Raw genomic sequence first — 19,076 nt, 5'->3', positions numbered from 1 at the left:
CCCCGCAGGACACGCCGCACCCCGCACCCCGTACGGCGGCCTGCCGCCCGGCACGCCGCATCACGGACGCCGAAGGCCGCCAGGGCCCGGCCCCGAGCACGAAAGAGCGCAGCGCATGGGATCGTCTGAGAGCACTGTCACGGCCGACCACGGTCGGCCCCGGGGCGCGCCGCGGCCGGTCAGCCGCAAGGAGGAGGCGCTGTGGCTGCTGGAGCGCCTGGTGCCCGACGGCAGCGTCAACAACGTGCCCGGTGCGGCCGTCCGGGTCGCGGGGCGGCTGGACGGCCGGCTGCTCGGCGACGCGGTGCGGGCGATGGTGCGCCGCCACGAGACCCTGCGTACCGTCTTCCGCGTCGAGGCGGGGCAGTTGGTCAAGGAACTGCTGCCGGCCGCTGACACCGCGCCGTCGGTGGAGCGTCGTAGCGTCGGCGACGAGGACGAACTGCGGTCCGCGATGGCCGAGTTCGTGCTGCGGCCGTTCGCGCTGGACGGCGGTCCGCTGCTGCGGGTGGGCCACTTCGGGGCACCGGACGGCGATGTGGTGTGCCTGTCGGTGCATCACCTGGTCTTCGACTCCATGTCGAGTTCGATCTTCCTGGAGGAGCTGGCCGCCGCCTACGGCATCGCGGCCGACGGCCACGACCTGTCCGCCGCTCCGGTCGAGGTGGTGCCCGCCTGGGTGGAGCCCGAGCCCGCCGAGGCGAGCCTCAAGTTCTGGCAGCGGCATCTGGAGGGCATCGACCCGTACAGCGCCCAACTGCGGGTCGGAGACCGGCCCGTGGACGGCGACTCGCTGGCCGGGGCGACGCGCAGCCATGTGCTGTCGGCGGAGTCGGCGGCGGTGCTGCACGACTGCCAGCGGCAACTGCGGGCGCCGGACGCGGTGGTGCTGCTCGCCGCGTACTACCTGCTGCTGGCGCGGCACGGCGCGGGCCCCGACTTCGCGGTCGGCCTGCCGGTCAACATCCGTGGCCCGCGCACCGAGCGGACCATCGGCTACCACGTCAACATCCTGCCGCTGCGCAACCACGTGGACGACGAACTCGGCTTCCGGGAGTTCGTCCGCGCCACCCGTGACATCTTCCTGGAGGCGGTCGGCCACGCCGACGCGCCCGTGGACGTCCTGGTGCCCGACGCGCCCCGGCTGGACTCCTCGTGGCGCTCCTCGCTGTTCCGGCATATCTTCAACTACCTGCCGGGGCGCGACAATCGCGAGATCCTGGTCGGCGGACTGCCGGGCGAGCTGACGGTCGTGGAGACCGGCAGCAGCAAGTTCGACCTGGAGTTCGTGATCTCGCCGGTGCCCGGCAGCTACGAGGTCAAGGCCGTGTACTCCACGGTCGCGCACACCGCGCGGGACGTGGACCTGCTGCTGCACCGGTACGACGCGCTGCTGACCGAACTGGGCCGCGACCCCGGCAAACGGCTCGCCGACATCACCGCGTGGTGCGCGACCGACCAGACGACCGTGGACGGCGCGCACGCCCCGCGCCCGCAGGAAACCCCCCGCGCGCAGGGAACTCCGCGCACCCTGCCCGCGATCGTCGCCGCCCGGGCCACGGCCACCCCGGACGCGGTGGCCGTCGAGGAGGGCGGCCGGACCGTGACGTACGCGGCGCTGTGGCGCGCCGCCCGGGCCACGGCCGCCCTGCTGCGTGAGCACGGGGTCGCACCCGGCGACACCGTGGGCGTGTCGGCGGCTGCGGGGTCGGCGGGGCTGACGGCGGTCCTGGGCCTGTGGCTGGCGGGCGCGGCCTGCGGTGCCACCGAGGCGGGCGACGGCGACACCGCCCTGCTCCTGCCGGACGGCGTACGACTGGCCCTCCCGGACGTGACCGACGGCGACGGTGCCAGTGCCGGTGAGGACGGCGGGTTGGACCCCGGCGCGGCGGCCTGGCGGCGGGCGGACGGTGTGGTCCAACACGCCGATCTGGGCGCGCTGTTGGAGGACGCGGCCCGCGCGCTGGCGGCCCGACAGGACAGCCCGGCGGACGGCCCGGTGGACGCCGTCTGGCACGGCGCGCCCGGAGACCCGGCGGCGGTGCTGGAGATGTGGCTGCCGCTGGCCACCGGCGGCCGGGTGATCGTCGCCACCGGGGACGACGGCACGCTGGACGAACTGCTGGACCGGCATCCGCATGCCGCGCTGCGCGCCGCGCCCGCCACCTGGTGGGACCTGCTGGCCCGGGGCGGCCCGGTGACCCGGCCCGCCCTGCTGACCGAGCCGCCGCCGACGGGCCTCACGCCCCGGCTGACGGCCCTCGGCGCGCGTCCGTACCTGCTGCGCGTCGACGACTGCGGTGTGTGGGGCGTGGCGACGCCGGTGGACGCGGACGGCCGACGGCTGAACGAGGTGCGTCCGGCACCGGGTGTCCGGGTCCGTGTCACCGGGCGGCCCGGCGGACGGGAGCTGCCCCTCGGTGTGACCGGTGACCTGCGGGTGTCCCGGGGCGGGCACGACGCGGTGGCCACCGGCCTGCTGGGCCGGTGGACCGCCGACGGCACGGTCGAGGTGCTGGGCTCCGTCGCGCGCCGCCTGTACCGGCTCGGCGGCTGGGTCGAACCGGAGCGCGCCGAGAGCGTCCTGAGCGAACATCCGGCGGTCGCCCAGGCCGCCGTGGTGGAGTTGCCCGGCGACGAGCCGACGCTGGTGGCCCTGGTCCGCCCGGTGCCAGGCCCGGACGAGCCGCCGAGCCCCGAGACGGTGCGCGAACACGCGGAGCTGCGGCTGCCGCGCGCCGCCGTCCCGGCGTTCGTGCTGGTGACAGACGCGCTGCCGCAGACCGCCGACGGCACCGTGGACCTCGTCGCGGTCACCGCGCTGGCCGCCGAGGCCGCCGCGACGCGCACGCCGCCGGCCGACGGCGACTGGACGCCACGCCTGGTGGACCTGTGGAACACCCTGACCGGCCGGCAGGACCTGGGCCCGGACGCCAACTTCTTCGGCAGCGGCGGCCATTCGCTGCTGGCCGCGCAGTTGGTCCAGCAGTTGGAGGAGGACACCGGCATCCGGCTGCGGCTGGCCGACGTCTTCGAGAACCCGACCCCGGCGGGCCTGGCCGTGCGGATGTCCACCCTGGCGGCGCGCTCATGAGCGCCCCCGTGACGCCCCGCGCGCCCCTGCCCGACCCGGCCTGGAACCCGCTCGCCGGGCCCCCGGTCCGGGGCGAGACCATGCACGAGCTGTTCGACTGGTGTGTGCGCCGGTATCCCGACGCGACCGCCGTGGTGGACGGCCCGCGCCGGGTCACCTACGCCGAACTCGCCGCCGCCTCCCACGACTTCGCCGCCGAGCTGGCCGACCGGGGCGTTGGCCCCGGCGATCTGGTGCCGGTGCTGATGCCCCGCTCCGCGGAGCTGCTGGCGGTGCTGCTCGCGGTCGTACGCCGTGGGGCCGCGTACGCGGCGCTGGATCCGCGGTGGCCGAAGGAGCGGATCGAGGCGCTGGTGGAACGGCTCGCGCCGCCGCTGATGGCGGTGGCCGAGGACGCGTCCTGGCCGGTACCCGTCTGGCGGGTCGGGCAGGCGGACTTCGCCGCGCTGGCGGCCGACGGGCGGCAGGCCGCCGAGGTGACTGTGCGGGGCGACGACGCGAGCGCCGTGTTCTTCACCTCGGGCACCACCGGCACGCCCAAGGGGGTGCTGACCGCGCACCGCGGCAATGTGCGCCTCTTCGACGAGTGGGCGTTCGCGCCGGTGGGCGGCCGGGCTGTGATGCCGCAGTCGCTGGCTGCCACCTGGGACGCCTTCGGGCTGGACTCCTGGGCGGTGCTGCTGGGCGGCGGCACGGTGCTGATCCTTTCCGACACCGTCGAACTGGCGCGCCGTCTGCGGGAGTTGGTTGCCGAGCAGGGTGTGGACACGGTGTTCCTGCCGACGGCCGTCCTGCACATGGTGATCGACACCGACCTGGACGCCTTCACCGGTCTGCGGGTGGTCGGCACCGGCGGCGAACGGCTGTCCCCGGTGCACGCCCGCCGTTTCCTGGAGCGGCATCCGGACATCCCGCTGCACAACATGTACGGGCCGGTGGAGTGCACGATCGCCGCCACCGGGCACATCGTCACCCCCGAGGACTGCCAGGACGAGTCCGGCGTCCCGCTCGGCCGCCCGTACGGCGACACCGCCGCGTACGTCCTGGACGGCGACGAGCCGTGCGCGGTCGGCGAGACCGGCGAGATCTGCCTGTCCGGCGCGGGCCTGGCCCTGGGCTACCTGGGCGACCCGGAGCTGACGGCGCAGAAGTTCGTCAAGGTCCCGGTCGGGCCCGACGGCGCGCTGCTGACCGTCTACCGCACCGGAGACCTGGGCCACTGGTCGGCCGACGGCCTGCTGCACTTCGACGGCCGCGCCGACCGCCAGGTCAAGATGCGCGGCTACCGCGTGGAGCTGGACGACGTCGAGCGCGCCGCCCGGCTGGTGCCCGGGGTCGGCAGTTGCCGGGTGGTCCCGCTGTACGGGCCGCAGGGCGCGTGCGAGGACCTGTGCCTCTTCTACGTGGCGACCGGCACGGCCGATGACACGGCATCCGAGGAGCCGGAGCCGGAACATGTGCGGGCCGTGCTCGCCGAGCGGCTGCCGGGGTATCTGCTGCCCGCCCGCGTGCACCGGCTGCCTGCCCTGCCCGTGCTGGAGGACCGCAAGGTCGACGGCCACGCGCTGGCCGAGCTGGCCGAGCGGCTGCGCGACCGGGAGGCGGCGGCCGGCACGACACCGCGCGACGGTACGGAGGCCCGGCTCGCGGCGGTGTTCGGCGAGGTGCTCGGGCTGGCGCAGGTGCCGCGCGACACGTCGTTCTTCCTGCTGGGCGGCAACTCGCTGTACGCGGCCCAGCTCTGCCAGTTGGTGGAGCGGGAGTTCGCGGTCGACATCGCGATGGCCCAGGTGTTCGACGCCCCGTCGGTGCGGGCCCTGGCCGAGGTGCTGGACGCCGGGGACGCCAACGGCACGGGGGGCTGACGCCCGGTCCCGGCGCACATGAACCGGCCCGCCGCCCTGTAACGGTCTACAGGGCGGCGGGCCTTTTCACGTTCGCGTGTGCCGTGATCAGGGGGCCAGGCGTATGCCGTGCTTGGTGAGGGTGTCGCGGATGGTGCCCAGCACTCCGGCCTGGTTGTGCTCCAGGTAGAAGTGGCCGCCGGGGTAGGTGTGGATCTCCATGGTGCCGCTGGTGTGCCCGCTCCAGGCGTGCGCCTGTTCCATGGAGGTGCGCGGGTCGGTGTCGCCGACCAGCACGGACACCGGCGCGGAGATCCGGGTGTCGGCGTCGCTGCAGTAGCTCTCGACGGCGCGGTAGTCGTTGCGCAGCGCGGGCAGCACCATCTCCAGCAGTTCCGGATCGGCCAGCACCCGTGAGTCGGTGCCGCCCAGGGCCCGCATCTCGGCGACGATGCCCGCCTCGTCACGGCCGCTGATGTCGTCGTCGTGCGGGATGGCGGGCGCGCGGCGGCCGGAGGCGAACAGCACCAGGGGGCCGGTGCCGGGCTCGCGTTCCATCAGCCGGGCCACCTCGAACGCGACGATGGAGCCCATGCTGTGTCCGAACAGCGCGGTCGGCACCTCGGGCCGCTCGGCCAGCACCGGCCGCAACTGCTCCCAGACCAGGGCGGCCAGCTCGCGGAGGTCCCCGACGCACGGTTCGGCCCGGCGGTCCTGCCGTCCGGGGTACTGGATCGCGGCGACCTCGACGGCCGGGGAGAGGGCGGCGGACACCGGGTTGAAGTAGCTGGCCGATCCCCCGGCGTGCGGGAAGCAGATCAGGCGGACCCGGCTGCCGGGCGCCTGGTGGTACCGGCGCACCCACAGGCTGGTGTCGGAGGGGGTGTGCGTCGTCACGTCGTGGTTCCTCTGTTCTGTCGTCTGTCGTCTGTTGTCTGTCGGGTGGATCACGGGCTACTGATTGCTGATTACCGACTTACTGGCTACGGAATACGAAACACGGCTACGAGCCCACGAGTTGCCGAATGTGGAGGACGAGTCACAGGTCACAGCTCACAGGTCGGTGCACCAGTCGTGGACGGCCCGCGGGTCGACGGGCCGGCCGGGGCCGACCAGCAGGGTGGGGACCGGCGGCTCGGTGAACTGCCGGGCGGGCAGCAGCCGGAGGTAGCCGCCGGTGGCCAACAGCCGCCCGTCGTGCAGGACTTGCGGGTCGCCCGCCGCCAGACCGTCGGTGAGTTCGGCGGCGAGGATGTCGGCCGGGTCGGCGTCCGGCTCGGGGGCGTTGATCAGTACCAGCCCGGCCGGGGCGCGCCCGGACTCCGCGAGCAGCCGGGCAACCTCGGCGGCCGGTACGGCGGCGGAGCCGTGTCCGGCCAGCACGACCGGCCGCGCCCCCGCCAGGTCCGTGACTGCGTCGGCGAGCCGGTTCACCAGCGCCTCGAACGAGGGCGGCAGGCTCTCACCGGGCCCGAACCCGGGGGCCGGCAGCAGCAGTACGTCCCGCACCCCGTCGAACGCGGCCCCGAGAGCGGCGTACCGCTCGGGCCCTGACACCGCGGTCAGCGGTCCGAGGCAGACCAGGGCGGGCTGCTCCGGGCCGCGGGCGAGGTGTATCGGTCGCGCCGGGGCGGCGGGGGTGTGGCGGCCGGTCCAGCGCGGGTCGAAGGCGACCGCCGAGCCGAGCGTGTGCAGCAGTTCGGCGGTCCGGCCCTCCTCGGACGCCCGCACCAGCAGCGGTCCGAACACGCCGTCCGCCGGGCGGGGCGAGGACACGGTCTCGGGGGCGGTGGTGGGGGCGGTCGTGGGAGCCGTCTCGTCCTGGTCCAGGAGTTCCAGGAGGTGGGCGACGACGTCGGCCGGGGAGGGGAAGTCGTAGATCAGGGCGGCGGGCAGGTCCAGTCCGGCGGCGGCGGCCAGGCGGGTGCGCAGTTCGACGCCGGTGAGGGAGGCGAAGCCCTGGTCCAGGAAGTCCTTGCCGTGCTCCACGTGGTCCGCCGAGGGGTGGCCGAGGACATCGGCCGCGATGGCCCGTACGGTCCCGAGGAGGTGGCCGTGCCTGGCCTCCTCCGGGAGTTCGGCGAGCCTGCGGCGCAGCCCGCCCGGCTCCGGCTGCGGCGCGGCCGGGGCCTCATCGGGCGAGGGTCCGGCGGTCGGGCCGACGCCCGTGAGCTGTTCGCGGGTGCGCCGGACGAAGGGCGCCAGCACCGGCAGCGCGGGCCGCAGCGCCTCGGCCAGGGCACCGGAGCCGTCGCCGAGGACGCGGACCAGCTCCTCGACGTCCTCGTTCTCGATCGCCGCCCACAGACCGGCGTCCGGTGCGGCCGGGGGCGGGGCGTCGTGCAGCCAGTAGGGGGTGCGCTGGAAGGCGTACGTCGGCAGGTCGACGCGGGTCGCGCCGGTGCCGTCGAAGCACGCGGGCCAGTCGACCGGGACGCCGTGGGCGAAGAACGCGGCCAGCGCGGTGGCCAGTGCCTGGCGGTCGGAGCGGTCGGTGCGGAGGAGTGGCACGGCGACGGGCGCTATGGGCGCGACGGAGCCGGGGGTGCCCGGTGGGGTGCTGGACGCCATCGCGGACAGGACCGCGTCCGGGCCGATTTCCACCAGTACGCGGATGCCGCGTTCCGCCAGTGCGGTCAGGCCGTCGCCGAACCGTACGGCCTCCCGGACGTGCCGGGTCCAGTAGTCGGGGTCGGTGACCGTGCCGGGCTCGGCGAAGCGGCCGGTGAGGCAGGAGACCAGCGGCAGTTGGGGCTCGTTGTAGGTCAGGCTCTCGGCCACCGCTCGGAACTCGGCCAGCATCGGGTCCATCAGCGGCGAGTGGAAGGCGTGACTGACCGTCAGTTGTTTGACGCGCAGGCCCTGTTCGCGCCAGCGAGACGCCAACTCGCCTACGGCTTCCGCCGTTCCGGAGACCACCACGGCCCGGGGGCCGTTGACGGCGGCGACGGCGACGTCGGCCCGTTCGCCGTATTCCTGGAGCGTCTTGCGGACGGCGTCCTCGGTCTCCTCGACGGCCAACATGGCCCCGCCTGGCGGCAGTGCGCGCATGAGGCGGGCGCGGGCGGCCACCAGGGTGGCGGCGTCGGGGAGCGACCAGACGCCGACCAGGTGGGCGGCGGTCAGTTCGCCGATGGAGTGCCCGGCCAGGGCGTCCGGGGTCACGCCCCAGGACTTCAGCAGCCGGTACAGGGCGACTTCCAGGGCGAACAGCGCGGGCTGGGTGAAGCCGGTGTCGTCGATCAACTCGGCCTCGGGTGTGCCGCGTTCGGCGAACAGCACCTCGCGCAGCGGACGGTCGAGCAGCCCCTCGAACGCCGCGCACGTCTCGTCGAGCGCGCGCCGGAACACAGGCTGGTCGGCGTACAACTGCCGTCCCGCGCCCGCGCGTTGACTGCCCTGGCCGGAGAAGAGGAAGGCCGTGCCGCCGCCGTCGGGTCGGCCGGTGACCGTCCCCGGGGCGACCTCGTCTCCGGCGAGGGCCCGCAGCGCCGCCGTCAGTGCGGCCGGGTCGTCGCCGACCAGGGCGGCGCGGTGTTCCAGGGCGGCCCGGGAGGTGGCCAGCGAGTAGGCGATGTCGGCCAGCCGGTCGCCGCCGGTCTCGAGGCGGTCGGCGAGCCGGCCTGCTTGGGCGCGCAGCGCCGCCGCGCTCCGGGCCGACAGCAGAAGCGGCGCCAGTGACTGTCGTACGTCGGCGGGCGGTTGCCGGTCGGGGGCGGGGGCCGGCTGTTCCAGCAGGACGTGCGCGTTGGTGCCGCTGACGCCGAAGGAGGAGACGGCGGCCCGGCGCGGGCGGCCGGTGTCCGGCCAGGGCACGGACCGGGTGAGCAGTTGCACCGCGCCGGCGGTCCAGTCGATGTGCGGGGACGGTTCGTCGACGTGCAGGGTGCGCGGGGCGATGCCGTGCCGCAGCGCCATGACCGTCTTGATCACGCCGGCGACGCCCGCCGCCGCCTGGGTGTGGCCGATGTTCGACTTGACCGAGCCGAGCAGCAACGGCCTTTCCTCGGGCCGCCCTTGGCCGTAGACGGCCAGCAGGGCCTGCGCCTCGATCGGGTCGCCGAGTGTGGTGCCGGTGCCGTGGGCCTCGACCAGGTCGATTTGGTCGGGGCCGAGCCGGGCGGCGGCCAACGCCTGCCGGATGACGCGCTGTTGGGCGGGGCCGTTGGGGGCGGTGAGACCGTTGCTCGCGCCGTCCTGGTTGACGGCCGAGCCCCGGACGACGGCCAGCACCGGGTGGCCGAGCCGCCGGGCGTCGCTGAGCCGCTCCAGCAGCAGCATGCCCGCGCCCTCGCCCCAGCCCGTGCCGTCGGCGGCGGCGGCGAACGGCTTGCAGCGGCCGTCGGCGGCCATGCCGCGCTGCCGGCTGAAGTCGATGAACACGCCCGGCGTGGACAGCACCGTGACACCGCCCGCCAGCGCCATCGCGCACTCTCCGGAGCGCAGCGCCTGCGCGGCCAGGTGCAGGGCGACCAGCGACGACGAACACGCCGTGTCCACCGTCACCGCAGGGCCCTCCAGGCCGAGCGTGTAGGCGATGCGGCCGGAGGCGACGCTCGCCGAGCCGCCGGTGCCGAGGAAACCGTCGACGCCCTCGGGCACCGAGCGCAGCCGGGAGGCGTAGTCGTGGTACATCAGCCCGGCGAAGACACCGGTGCTGCTGCCGCGCACCGACTGCGGGTCGATGCCCGCGCGTTCGAACGCCTCCCACGACGTCTCCAGCAGCAGCCGCTGCTGCGGGTCCATCGCCAGCGCCTCGCGGGGCGAGATGCCGAAGAAGCCCGCGTCGAACTCGGCGGCGTCGGGCAGGAAGGCCCCGTGGCGCGCGTAGCTGCGGCCGGCCCGTCCGGGCTCGGGGTCGTAGAGCGCCTCCAGGTCCCAGCCCCGGTCGCCGGGCAGGTCGCCGACCGCGTCGGTCTCGCCGGCCACCAGGTCCCACAGTTGTTCGGGGCTCGCGACGCCGCCGGGGTAGCGGCAGGCCATGGCGACGATGGCGATCGGCTCGGTGCTGCTCCGGGCGGCCGGTGCGGTCGTGAGGGAGGCGGTCGGGGCGGTGCCTAGCAGTTCCGTGGCGAGGCGGGCGGCCAGGGCGCTGGGCGTGGGGTGGTCGAAGACGAGGGTGACCGGCAGGCGGATGCCGGTGGCGGCGGCGAGCCGGTTGCGCAGGTCGACGGCGGTCAGCGAGTCGAAGCCGAGATCCTTGAAGGTGCGGGTCGCGCCGACCGCGTCGGGTGAGGCGTGGCCCAGCACGGCGGCGGCCCGGTCCCGGACCAGGACGGTCAGTTCGCGGTCGCGTTCGGCCTCGGGCAGGGCGGCCAACCGGGCGGCCCAGGCGGCTCCGGCGTCGGCCGGGACGCCGACGGCCGCCGCCGTGCGCCGCACCCGGACCGGCACCAGGGTCCGCCACAGCGGGGCCAGCCCGGTGGCGGCGGCCTGGGCGCGCAGCGCGGGCAGGTCCAGCAGCACCGGCACGACCGCCGGTGCGCGGCCGGCGGCGCAGGCCGCGTCGAGCAGGCGCATGCCGCGCTCGTCGTCGAGCGGCAGGACGCCGCCCCGGGCCATACGACGCCGGTCGGTGTCGTTGAGGTGGCCGGTCATACCGCTGGCCGAGGCCCAGAAGCCCCAGGCGAGCGAGGTGGCGGGCAGTCCGGCGGCCCGGCGGTGGGCGGCCAGGGCGTCCAGGTAGGTGTTGCCGGCCGCGTAGCCGGCCTGGCCCGGGGTGCCGACCACGCCGGTGAGCGAGGAGAACAGCACGAACGCGGTCAGGTCGAGGGCGCGGGTGAGCTCGTGGAGGTTCCAGGCGGCGTCGGCCTTGGGCCGCAGGACGGTGTCCAGCCGCCCGGCGTCCAGGGTACCGATGGTGCCGTCGTCGAGGGCCCCCGCCAGGTGCAGTACGGCCCGCAGCGGCCGTTCGGCGGGTACGGCGGCCAGCAGCCTGGCCAGGTCGTCGCGGTCGGCGGCGTCGCAGGCGGCCACGGTGACCTCGGCACCCAGCTCGGTCAGTTCGGCGGCGAGCGCGGCCGCGCCCGGGGCGGCGGGGCCCTGCCGGGAGGCCAGCAGCAGGTGCCGTACGCCGTGCGCGGTGACCAGGTGACGGGCGGTCAGGCGGCCCAGCACACCGGTGCCGCCGACGAGCAGGGCGGTGCCGGCCGGGTCCCAGGGCAGCGGGGAGTCGTCGGCGGGCGGCGGCAGCCGGACGAGGCGGGGCACGGTCATGGTCCCGGCGCGCAGGGCCAGTTGGGTCTCGTCGGCGGCGAGCGCGGCGGGCAGGGCGGACCAGGAGCGGGGGTCGCCGTCGGTGTCCACCAGCAGGAAACGGCCCGGGTGCTCCGACTGGGCGGACCGCACCAGGCCCCAGACGGCGGCGGCGGGCAGATCGGTGACCGCCTCACCGGCCACGGCGGGCGCCGCGCCGCAGGTGAGGACGACCAGGCAGGAGTCGTCGAAGCGGGCGTCCGCCAGCCATTGCTGGACGGTGCCCAGGACATCGGCGGTCAGTTCGCGGGCCCCGGAGCGGGCCCCGGACGGGGCGACGCCGTGGGCGCGCAGGTCCAGCAGCACCACGGGGGGCGGCGCGGGGCCGTCACCGACGGCGGACAGGTCCGGATGTGTGTCGAGGGTGACACCGGCGGCGGCCAGCGGCTCCCAGGCATGTGCCTGCGTCTGCGCCGATAGCTCGCCGATGAGGGCCCAGGTCTGCTCGCCGTGGCGCTCCGGATCGGCTTCCGGGACGGCTACGGAGGTCCACTCGACGGCGTACAGATCGTCGCCCCCGCTGCCTGTGAGGGTCTCGTCGGTCATCGGGCGCAGGACAAGCGCGCCCACGGTCGCGACCGGGGCACCGGCCGCGTCGGCGACGGCGAGCGACACCGTGTCCGGCGCGGTCTGCCGCAGCCGTACGCGCAGCACCGACGCCCCGTGGGCGTGCAGCACGGTGTCGGCGAACGAGAACGGCAGCCGGCCTTGGCCGTCCGGGTCGTCGGCGAACAGGCCGGCGGCCATGATGGTGTGCAGCGCGGCGTCCATGAGCGCCGGGTGCAGGGCGTAGCGGGCGGCCTGCCGGTGCTGGTCGGCGGGGAGTTCGACGTCGGCGTACACCTCGTCGCCGAGCCGCCAGGCGCGGCGCAGGCCCTGGAAGGCGGGGCCGTAGCCATAGCCGCTCTCGGCCAGCGCCGGGTAGAAGCCGTCGGTGTCGACGGCCTCGGCCCCGGCCAGCGGCCAGACGGTCAGGGACTCGCCGGACAGTGCCGTGCCGGAGACGGGGGCGGGGCCGGAGGCGAGGGAGCCGGTGGCGTGGCGGGTCCAGGGGAGGTCGTCGTCGGCGTCGTCGGGGGCCGAGTGGACGGTCAGCGGCCGGCGGCCGGTGCCGTCGGGGGCTCCGACTCGGACCTGGACGCGTACGCCGCCGGTCGCGGGGAGCAGCAGCGGGGTCTCGACGGTCAGTTCCTCGACCCGGTCGCAGCCCGCCTGGTCGGCGGCGCGCAGCGCGAACTCCAGGAACGCCGTGCCGGGCAGCAGTACGGTCCCCCGCACGGTGTGGTCCGCCAGCCATGGCCGGCCGCGCAGCGCGAGGCGGCCGGTGAGCACCAGGCCGTCGCCCTCGGCCAGGGTCATGGCCGCGCCCAGCAGCCCGTGGTCGACGCCCGCCAGGCCCAGGCCCGTCGGATCGCCCGCGCCCGGTACCGGTGCGGACGGCCAGAAGCGGCGGTGCTGGAAGGCGTACGTCGGCAGGTCCACCGGGGCGGCCGGGGTGCCGGGCAGCAGGGCCGGCCAGTCCACGGCCGCGCCGGAGCAGAACGCCTCCGCGACGGACGCCGTGAAGCGTGCCGGGCCGCCGTGGTCGCGGCGCAGGGTGCCCAGCGCGGTGCCGCCGCCCGCCTCGTCCAGGGTCTCCTGCACGGGCACGGCCAGCACGGGGTGCGGGCTGACCTCGACGAACACCGCGTGTCCGGCACCGGCCAGGGTCCGTACGGCGTCGTGCAGCCGCACCGGGTGGCGCAGGTTCTCGTACCAGTAGCGGGCGTTCAGTTCGGCGCCCTCGACCCATGCGCCGGTGTACGTCGACAGCATCGGCACGGCGGGGGCGCGCGGGGTGATGTGGGCGAGGGCGCCGGTGATCTCGGCGGCGAGTTCCTCGACCATCGCGGAGTGCGAGGCGTAGTCCACGGCTATCCGGCGGGCCTCGACGCCGGCCTGCGCGCAGGCGGCCAGGAAGGCGTCCAGGGCCGCGGCCTCTCCGGAGACGACCACGGAGCGGGGCCCGTTGACGGCCGAGACGCCGACGCCGACGCCGGTACCGACGCCGTGGTCGTCCGCCGTCAGCTCACGGACGCGTTCGACCGGGGCGGAGACCGAGGCCATGCCGCCGGTGCCCGCGAGGCGGGTGATCGCCCTGGAGCGCAGGGCGACCACGCAGGCCGCGTCGTCCAGCGACAGCGCGCCCGCCACGTAGGCGGCGGCGATCTCGCCCTGCGAGTGCCCGACCACGGCGGCGGGCGTCACGCCCACCGACCGCCACAGCGCGGCCAGCGACACCAGGACCGCGAACAGCGCCGGCTGGACCACGTCCACCCGGCCCAGTTCGGTGCCGTCACCGGTGAGCACTTCGGTCAGCGACCAGTCGACGTAACGGGCCAGTGCCGTCTCGCAGTCGGCGATCGACGCGGCGAACACCGGGCTGGTGCCCAGCAGTTCACGGGCCATGCCCGCCCACTGCGCACCCTGCCCGGGGAAGACGAAAACAACGCCGCCGCGTCTCGCGGCTCGTCCGCGTACGACGCTTCCCGGCTGGTCATCGCCGACCGCCAACGCCTCGGCGGCCAGGCGCAGTTCGGCCCCGGTCGCACCGAGCAGAACGGCACGCTCCTCAAAGACCGTCCGCCCACAGGCCAACGCCCGTCCCACGGCGCGGAGATCGGGTGCCGGTGTCCCGCCCGGTCCTGCGGTATCCCCTGCGGCGAACCGGGCGAAACCGGCGAGGCGGTCGGCCTGCGCAGCCAGTGCTTCGGGGGTACGGGCCGTGACGATCCAGGGGATGGACGGGGCCGACTCGTGAGCGAAGGGCGCGAGGGCGGCGGCAGGGCCAGAGGCAGGCTGGGAGGCGGCTTCGGCCGGTTCAGCGGGGGCGGCAGTGGCCGGGGCGACCGGCTTGCCAGGGGCGGAGGCCGGGGCCGAGCCCGAACCCGAGGCCGGGGCCGAGGCGTTGGCCGGGGCCGGGGCCGAGGCGTTGGCCGGGGCCGGGGCCGAGGCGTTGGCCGGGGCCGAGGCGTTGGCCGGGGCCGGGGCCGGTTCCGGGGCTGCTTCGAGGATGGTGTGGGCGTTGGTGCCGCTGACTCCGAAGGAGGAGACCGCTGCTCGTCTGGGGGCGCCGGTCTGGGGCCAGGGGGTCGTCTCGGTCAGGAGTCGGACCGCGCCCGCGGACCAGTCGACGTGCGGGGTGGGCTCGTCCACGTGCAGGGTGGGCGGCAGGACTCCGTGGCGCATCGCCATGACCATCTTGATGATGCCCGCCACGCCCGCCGCCGCCTGCGTGTGGCCGATGTTGGACTTCACCGACCCGAGCCACAAGGGCCGTTGCGGGTCGCGGCCCTGACCGTAGGTGTCGAGCAGGGCCCGCGCCTCGATGGGGTCGCCCAGGGTCGTCCCCGTGCCGTGCGCCTCGACGGCGTCGACCTCGGCGGCCGACAGGGCCGCGGTGGCGAGGGCCTGCCGGATGACCCGGCGCTGCGAGGGGCCGTTGGGGGCGGTCAGGCCGTTGGACGCGCCGTCCTGGTTGACGGCGGAGCCCCGCACCACCGCCAGGATCCGGTGGCCGTTGCGCTGCGCGTCGGACAGCCGCTCCACCAGCAGCATGCCGACGCCCTCGCCCCAGCCCGTACCGTCCGCTCCCGCCGCGAACGCCTTGCAGCGGCCGTCCGCCGCCAGACCGCGCTGCCGGCTGAAGTCGACGAAGATGCCGGGGCTCGTCATGACGGTGACGCCGCCCGCGAGCGCCATGGTGCACTCGCCGCGCTGGAGCGCCTGGGCGGCCAGGTGCAAGGCGACAAGCGAGGAGGAGCACGCGGTGTCGACGGTGACCGCCGGGCCCTCCAGGCCGAGGACGTACGACAGTCGGCCGGACATGACGCTCGCCGAGTTGCCGGTCCCGATGTAGCCCTCGATGCCCTCGGTCGGGTCGCCGAGCAACTGGGCGGTGTACTGCTGGCCGTTGGAGCCGACGAACACGCCGGTGCGGGAGCCGCGCAGGGTGGTCGGGTCGAGGCCCGCGCGCTCGACGGCCTCCCAGCCGGTCTCCAGCAGCAGCCGCTGCTGCGGGTCCATCGCCAGCGCCTCACGCGGCGAGATCCCGAAGAACTCCGGATCGAAGTCGCCGGCCCCCTCCAGGAATCCGCCCTCGCGGACGTAGGACGTGCCGGGGTGGTCCGGGTCCGGGTCGTACAACGCCTCCACGTCCCAGCCCCGGTCGTCGGGGAAGCCGTCCAGCGCGTCCGTACCGGAGGCCACGAGGTCCCACAGTTGTTCCGGCGAACCGACCCCGCCCGGGAACCGGCAGGCCATGCCGACGATCGCCACCGGCTCCTGCCCGCCCTCCTCCAACTCGCGCACCCGCTGCCGGGTCTCGTGCAGGTCGGCCGTCACCCGCTTCAGGAAGTAGCGGAGCTTCTCCTCGTTCGCCATGTCGTGTCACACCTCGGGGTGGGGCCGGTAGATCGTGGTCGCGGTCGGGGGACCGGTTTTCGGGCTGGTGGGGCCGGCCCGGTGCGCTGGTGCCGCCGCGGCGGCGGAACGAGCTGTTACGCGCGGGATGAGCCGTCGCTGCGGGATGAGAACTGTTGCTGCGCGATGAGCCGTTGCTGCGGGCGGTCAGGAGATCCCGAACTCCTTGCCGATGAAGTCGAAGACCTCGTCGTCGGTGGCGTCGCCCAACTCGTCCCGTACGGCGTTCTCGGCCGCCGGGTCGCGGTGGGCGGCGCCGTCCGACCAGACCGCCAGCAGCGCGCCGAGGCGGGTGCCGATCGCGTTCCGGGTCGCCGGGTCGGTGTCCAGCGGGGACAGGCCCGAAAGCACCGACTCCAGGGAGTTGAGCTGCCGCAGTCCGGCGTCGGCGGTGGCCGGTCCGGCGTCGGGCAGGAGCTGGGCGAGCAGTTCCTCGGCCAGCGCGGTGGGGGTCGGATGGTCGTAGACGAGGGTGGTCGGCAGCCGCAGGCCGGTCGCCTTGTCGAGCCGGTTGCGCAGTTCGACGGCCGTGAGCGAGTCGAAACCCATGTCGCGCAGGGCCCGTTGGGGGTCGATGTCCTGCGCCGCGCCGTGTCCGAGGACGAGCGCCACCTCGGCGCAGACCAGGTCCAGGGCGATCCGGTCCCGTTCGGCCGGACCGGCCGCGCCGAGCCGGGCCCCGAACGCGGGCCGCGTCTCCTCGGCGGCCACGCCGACGGCCGCCAGCACCGCTGCCGCCTGCGGCACCCCGCCGAGCAGCGCGCTGCGCCGGACCGCGGTGTAACCGGCCGCGAACCGGGGCCAGTCCGCGTCCATGACCGCGACGGTCGTGTCCCCCGAGGCCAGGGCACGGGCCAGGGCGGCCACCGCCCGGTCGGGAGCCATCGCCGGCAGCCCGGCACCGCCCGTACGGCTGCGGGCCAGGTCGCTGTCGGCGGCCATGCCGCCGTCGGCCCAGGGGCCCCACGCGATCGCGGTGGCGGGCAGCCCGGCCGCCCGCCGGTGCTGCGCGAGAGCGTCCAGTACGGCGTTCGCGGCCGCGTAGTTGGCCTGTCCGGCACCGGCGACCGTGCCGGCCACCGAGGAGAACAGCACGAACGCGGAGAGATCGCGGCCCCGATCACGGTCGCGGGTCAACTCGTGCAGGTGCCAGGCCGCGTGGGACTTGGCGGCCAGGACACCGGCGAACCGGTCGGCGGTCAGGCCGTCGATGACGCCGTCGTCCAGGACACCGGCGGTATGGAAGACGGCGGTCAGCGGCCGGTCGGCGGGAATCCCGTCGAGCAGGGCCGCGAGCCGGTCCCGGTCCGCGATGTCGCAGGCCTCGATGGTCACCGACAGCGCCCCCGCTTCGGCCAGTTCCTTGCCCAACTGCTCGGCACCGGGCGCTTCCTGCCCACGGCGACTGACCAGCAGCAGATGCTCCGCCCCCTGCCGGACCAGCCACCGGGCGACATGGCCGCCGAGGGCACCGGTGCCACCGGTGACCAGGACGGTGCCCGGACCTGGCGTCCAGTCGGTGGAGCCGAGGGAGCCGGTGGAGTCAAGAGACCCTGTGGAGTCAAGGGACCCGGTCGGGGCGGTCAGGGCCGTCGGGGCCGGTTCGAGACGGGCGGCCAGCGCGTGGTCCGGACGCAGCGCCAACTGGTCCTCGCCGGTCTGGGACAGCGCCCCGGCCAGGCGTACGCCCACCGCCGGGGTGAGGTCGCCGGGCAGGTCGACCAGGCCACCCCAGCGCTGCGGGTACTCCAGCGCGGCGACCCGGCCCAGACCCCACACCCCGGCCCGCGCGGGTTCGACGATCCGCTCCGAGGCCGTCGTGACGACCGCGCCCTGCGTGGCACACCACAACGGGGCATCGATGCCCACGTCACCGAGAGCCTGAATCAGCCCGGTGGTCGCCGACAGGCCGACCGGGACGGCCCCGGTGCCCCCGTTATGTCCATCGCCCCCGTCCTGTCCGTCGCTCCCGTCGCTCCCGTCGTGCCAGCCGAGCAAGGAGAGGACGCCCGAGACTGCCGGGGCGGCCGTTGCCTCCAGCGCCTCGCGCAGCGTTGCAGCGATCGTCTCGCGGTCGGCGCTGCCCGGATCCAGCACGACGTGTGCGACGGCGGCCCCGGCCAGTTCCAGAGCCTCGGCCGCCTGGCGGGCGGTGGGTCCCGCGTCCGGTGTGCTCACCAGCAGCCAACCACCGCGCAGTTCCGGCGTGGGCAGACTCACCGGACGCCACGCCAGGCGATAACGCCAGCCGTCGGCCGTGGCGCTCTCATGCTGCCGACGACGCCAGGAGGACAGCGCGGGCAGAGCATCGGCCAGGGCATCCAGACCGTCGCCGGCGAGTGCCTCGAGGTCTTCGCGTTCGACGGCCTCCCAGAACCTCCGGTCGATCTCGCTGCCCGACCCGTCCGGCGTGTGCGTCGTGTGCGTCGTGTGCGGTACGGCGGTGGACACCTCGGGCCAGTAACGGCTGCGCTGGAACGGGTACGTCGGCAGCTCGACCCGGCGGACACCCGAGCCCGCGTAGTACGCCGACCAGTCCACCACCACACCGCGCACGTGCAGGGACGCAAGCGCGGACGCCACGCTGATGCCCTCGGCCCGGTCCCGGCGCAACACTGGTACGCACGCCTGCCCCGCGTCCAGGGACTGCGTGGCCGCCGCCGACAACACGCCGTCCGGGCCCACTTCCAGCAGGGTGGCCACACCCCGGTCCCGCAGCGTCACGATCCCGTCGGCGAAACGGACGGCCTCGCGGACGTGCCGGACCCAGTACTCCGGTGAGCACAGTTCGTCGGCCGTGGCGATCTCACCGGTCAGGTTCGAGACGACCGGGATACGCGGGGCGTCGTACGACAGGCCTTCGGCCAGGCGGCGGAACTCGGCCAGCATCGGGTCCATCAACGGCGAGTGGAACGCATGACTGACCGTCAACTGCTTGACCCGGCGTCCCTGTTCACGCCAGCGCAACTCCAACTCCGCGACTGCTTCCGCATCACCGGAGACCACGACCGACGAGGGTCCGTTAACCGCCGCGACGGCAACACGCTCGTCCAGCTCCAGCAGTACGTCCGCCTCGGTCGCCTGCACCGCCAACATCGCACCGCCCGAGGGCAGTTCGCCCATCAGACGACCACGCGCCGCGACCAGCGTGCACGCGTCGTCCAGGGACCAGACACCGGCCACGTACGCGGCGGCGATCTCACCGATGGAATGACCGGCGACGAAGTCGGGCGTCACGCCCCACGACTCCAGCAGCCGGAACAGGGCCACTTCGACCGCGAACAACGCAGGCTGGGTGAACTCCGTCCGGTCGATCACCTTCTCCGCATCCTCAAAAAGCACTTCACGCAACGGACGTTCCAACAGCCCGTCGAAGCGCACACACACCTCGTCCAACGCATCCGCGAACACGGGATGCGCCT

Annotated in this window: 5 protein-coding genes; 2 read left to right on the top strand and 3 right to left on the bottom strand. The window is 74.9% G+C overall.

Going from position 1 to position 19,076, the window contains the following annotated elements; genetic code table 11:
- Positions 1-115: 115 nt before the first annotated feature.
- Both BMZ82_RS35540 and BMZ82_RS35535 read left to right on the top strand, forming a co-directional pair.
- Positions 116-3,094 carry a condensation domain-containing protein gene (locus BMZ82_RS35540; protein ID WP_093781532.1) on the top strand — a complete coding sequence of 993 codons (2,979 nt, stop codon included), beginning with the start codon at positions 116-118 and terminating at the stop codon, positions 3,092-3,094.
- Positions 3,091-4,959 carry a non-ribosomal peptide synthetase gene (locus BMZ82_RS35535; RefSeq protein WP_093781531.1) on the top strand — a complete coding sequence of 623 codons (1,869 nt, stop codon included), beginning with the start codon at positions 3,091-3,093 and terminating at the stop codon, positions 4,957-4,959. Before BMZ82_RS35540 ends, BMZ82_RS35535 begins: the two co-directional genes overlap by 4 nt.
- A gap of 87 nt (positions 4,960-5,046) precedes the next feature.
- On the opposite strand, the gene BMZ82_RS35530 is transcribed toward BMZ82_RS35535, so the two are convergent.
- The 3 genes from BMZ82_RS35530 to BMZ82_RS35490 form a co-directional block, all read right to left on the bottom strand.
- Positions 5,047-5,835, bottom strand: coding sequence for a thioesterase II family protein (locus BMZ82_RS35530; RefSeq protein ID WP_093781530.1), 789 nt, complete (start codon positions 5,833-5,835; stop codon positions 5,047-5,049).
- A 156-nt stretch (positions 5,836-5,991) separates the two neighbouring features.
- Positions 5,992-15,615, bottom strand: coding sequence for a type I polyketide synthase (locus tag BMZ82_RS41075; protein WP_177244819.1), 9,624 nt, complete (start codon positions 15,613-15,615; stop codon positions 5,992-5,994).
- Positions 15,616-15,801: 186 nt separating this feature from the next.
- A partial coding sequence (locus tag BMZ82_RS35490) for an SDR family NAD(P)-dependent oxidoreductase (RefSeq protein WP_143098970.1) occupies positions 15,802-19,076 on the bottom strand: 3,275 nt, incomplete at its 5' end.

The organism is Streptomyces sp. yr375 (genome assembly GCF_900110755.1).
Taxonomy (GTDB): Bacteria; Actinomycetota; Actinomycetes; order Streptomycetales; family Streptomycetaceae; genus Streptomyces.
Note: the sequence above shows the minus strand (reverse complement) of the source record. Positions and strands in the feature narration are given on the sequence as shown.

Bases quoted from the DNA above. Each gene is read 5' to 3' on its own strand.
- BMZ82_RS35540 (WP_093781532.1), top strand. From the start codon at position 116: ATGGGATCGTCTGAGAGCACTGTCACGGCCGACCACGGTCGGCCCCGG.
- BMZ82_RS41075 (WP_177244819.1), bottom strand. From the start codon at position 15,615: ATGGCGAACGAGGAGAAGCTCCGCTACTTCCTGAAGCGGGTGACGGCC.
- BMZ82_RS35535 (WP_093781531.1), top strand. From the start codon at position 3,091: ATGAGCGCCCCCGTGACGCCCCGCGCGCCCCTGCCCGACCCGGCCTGG.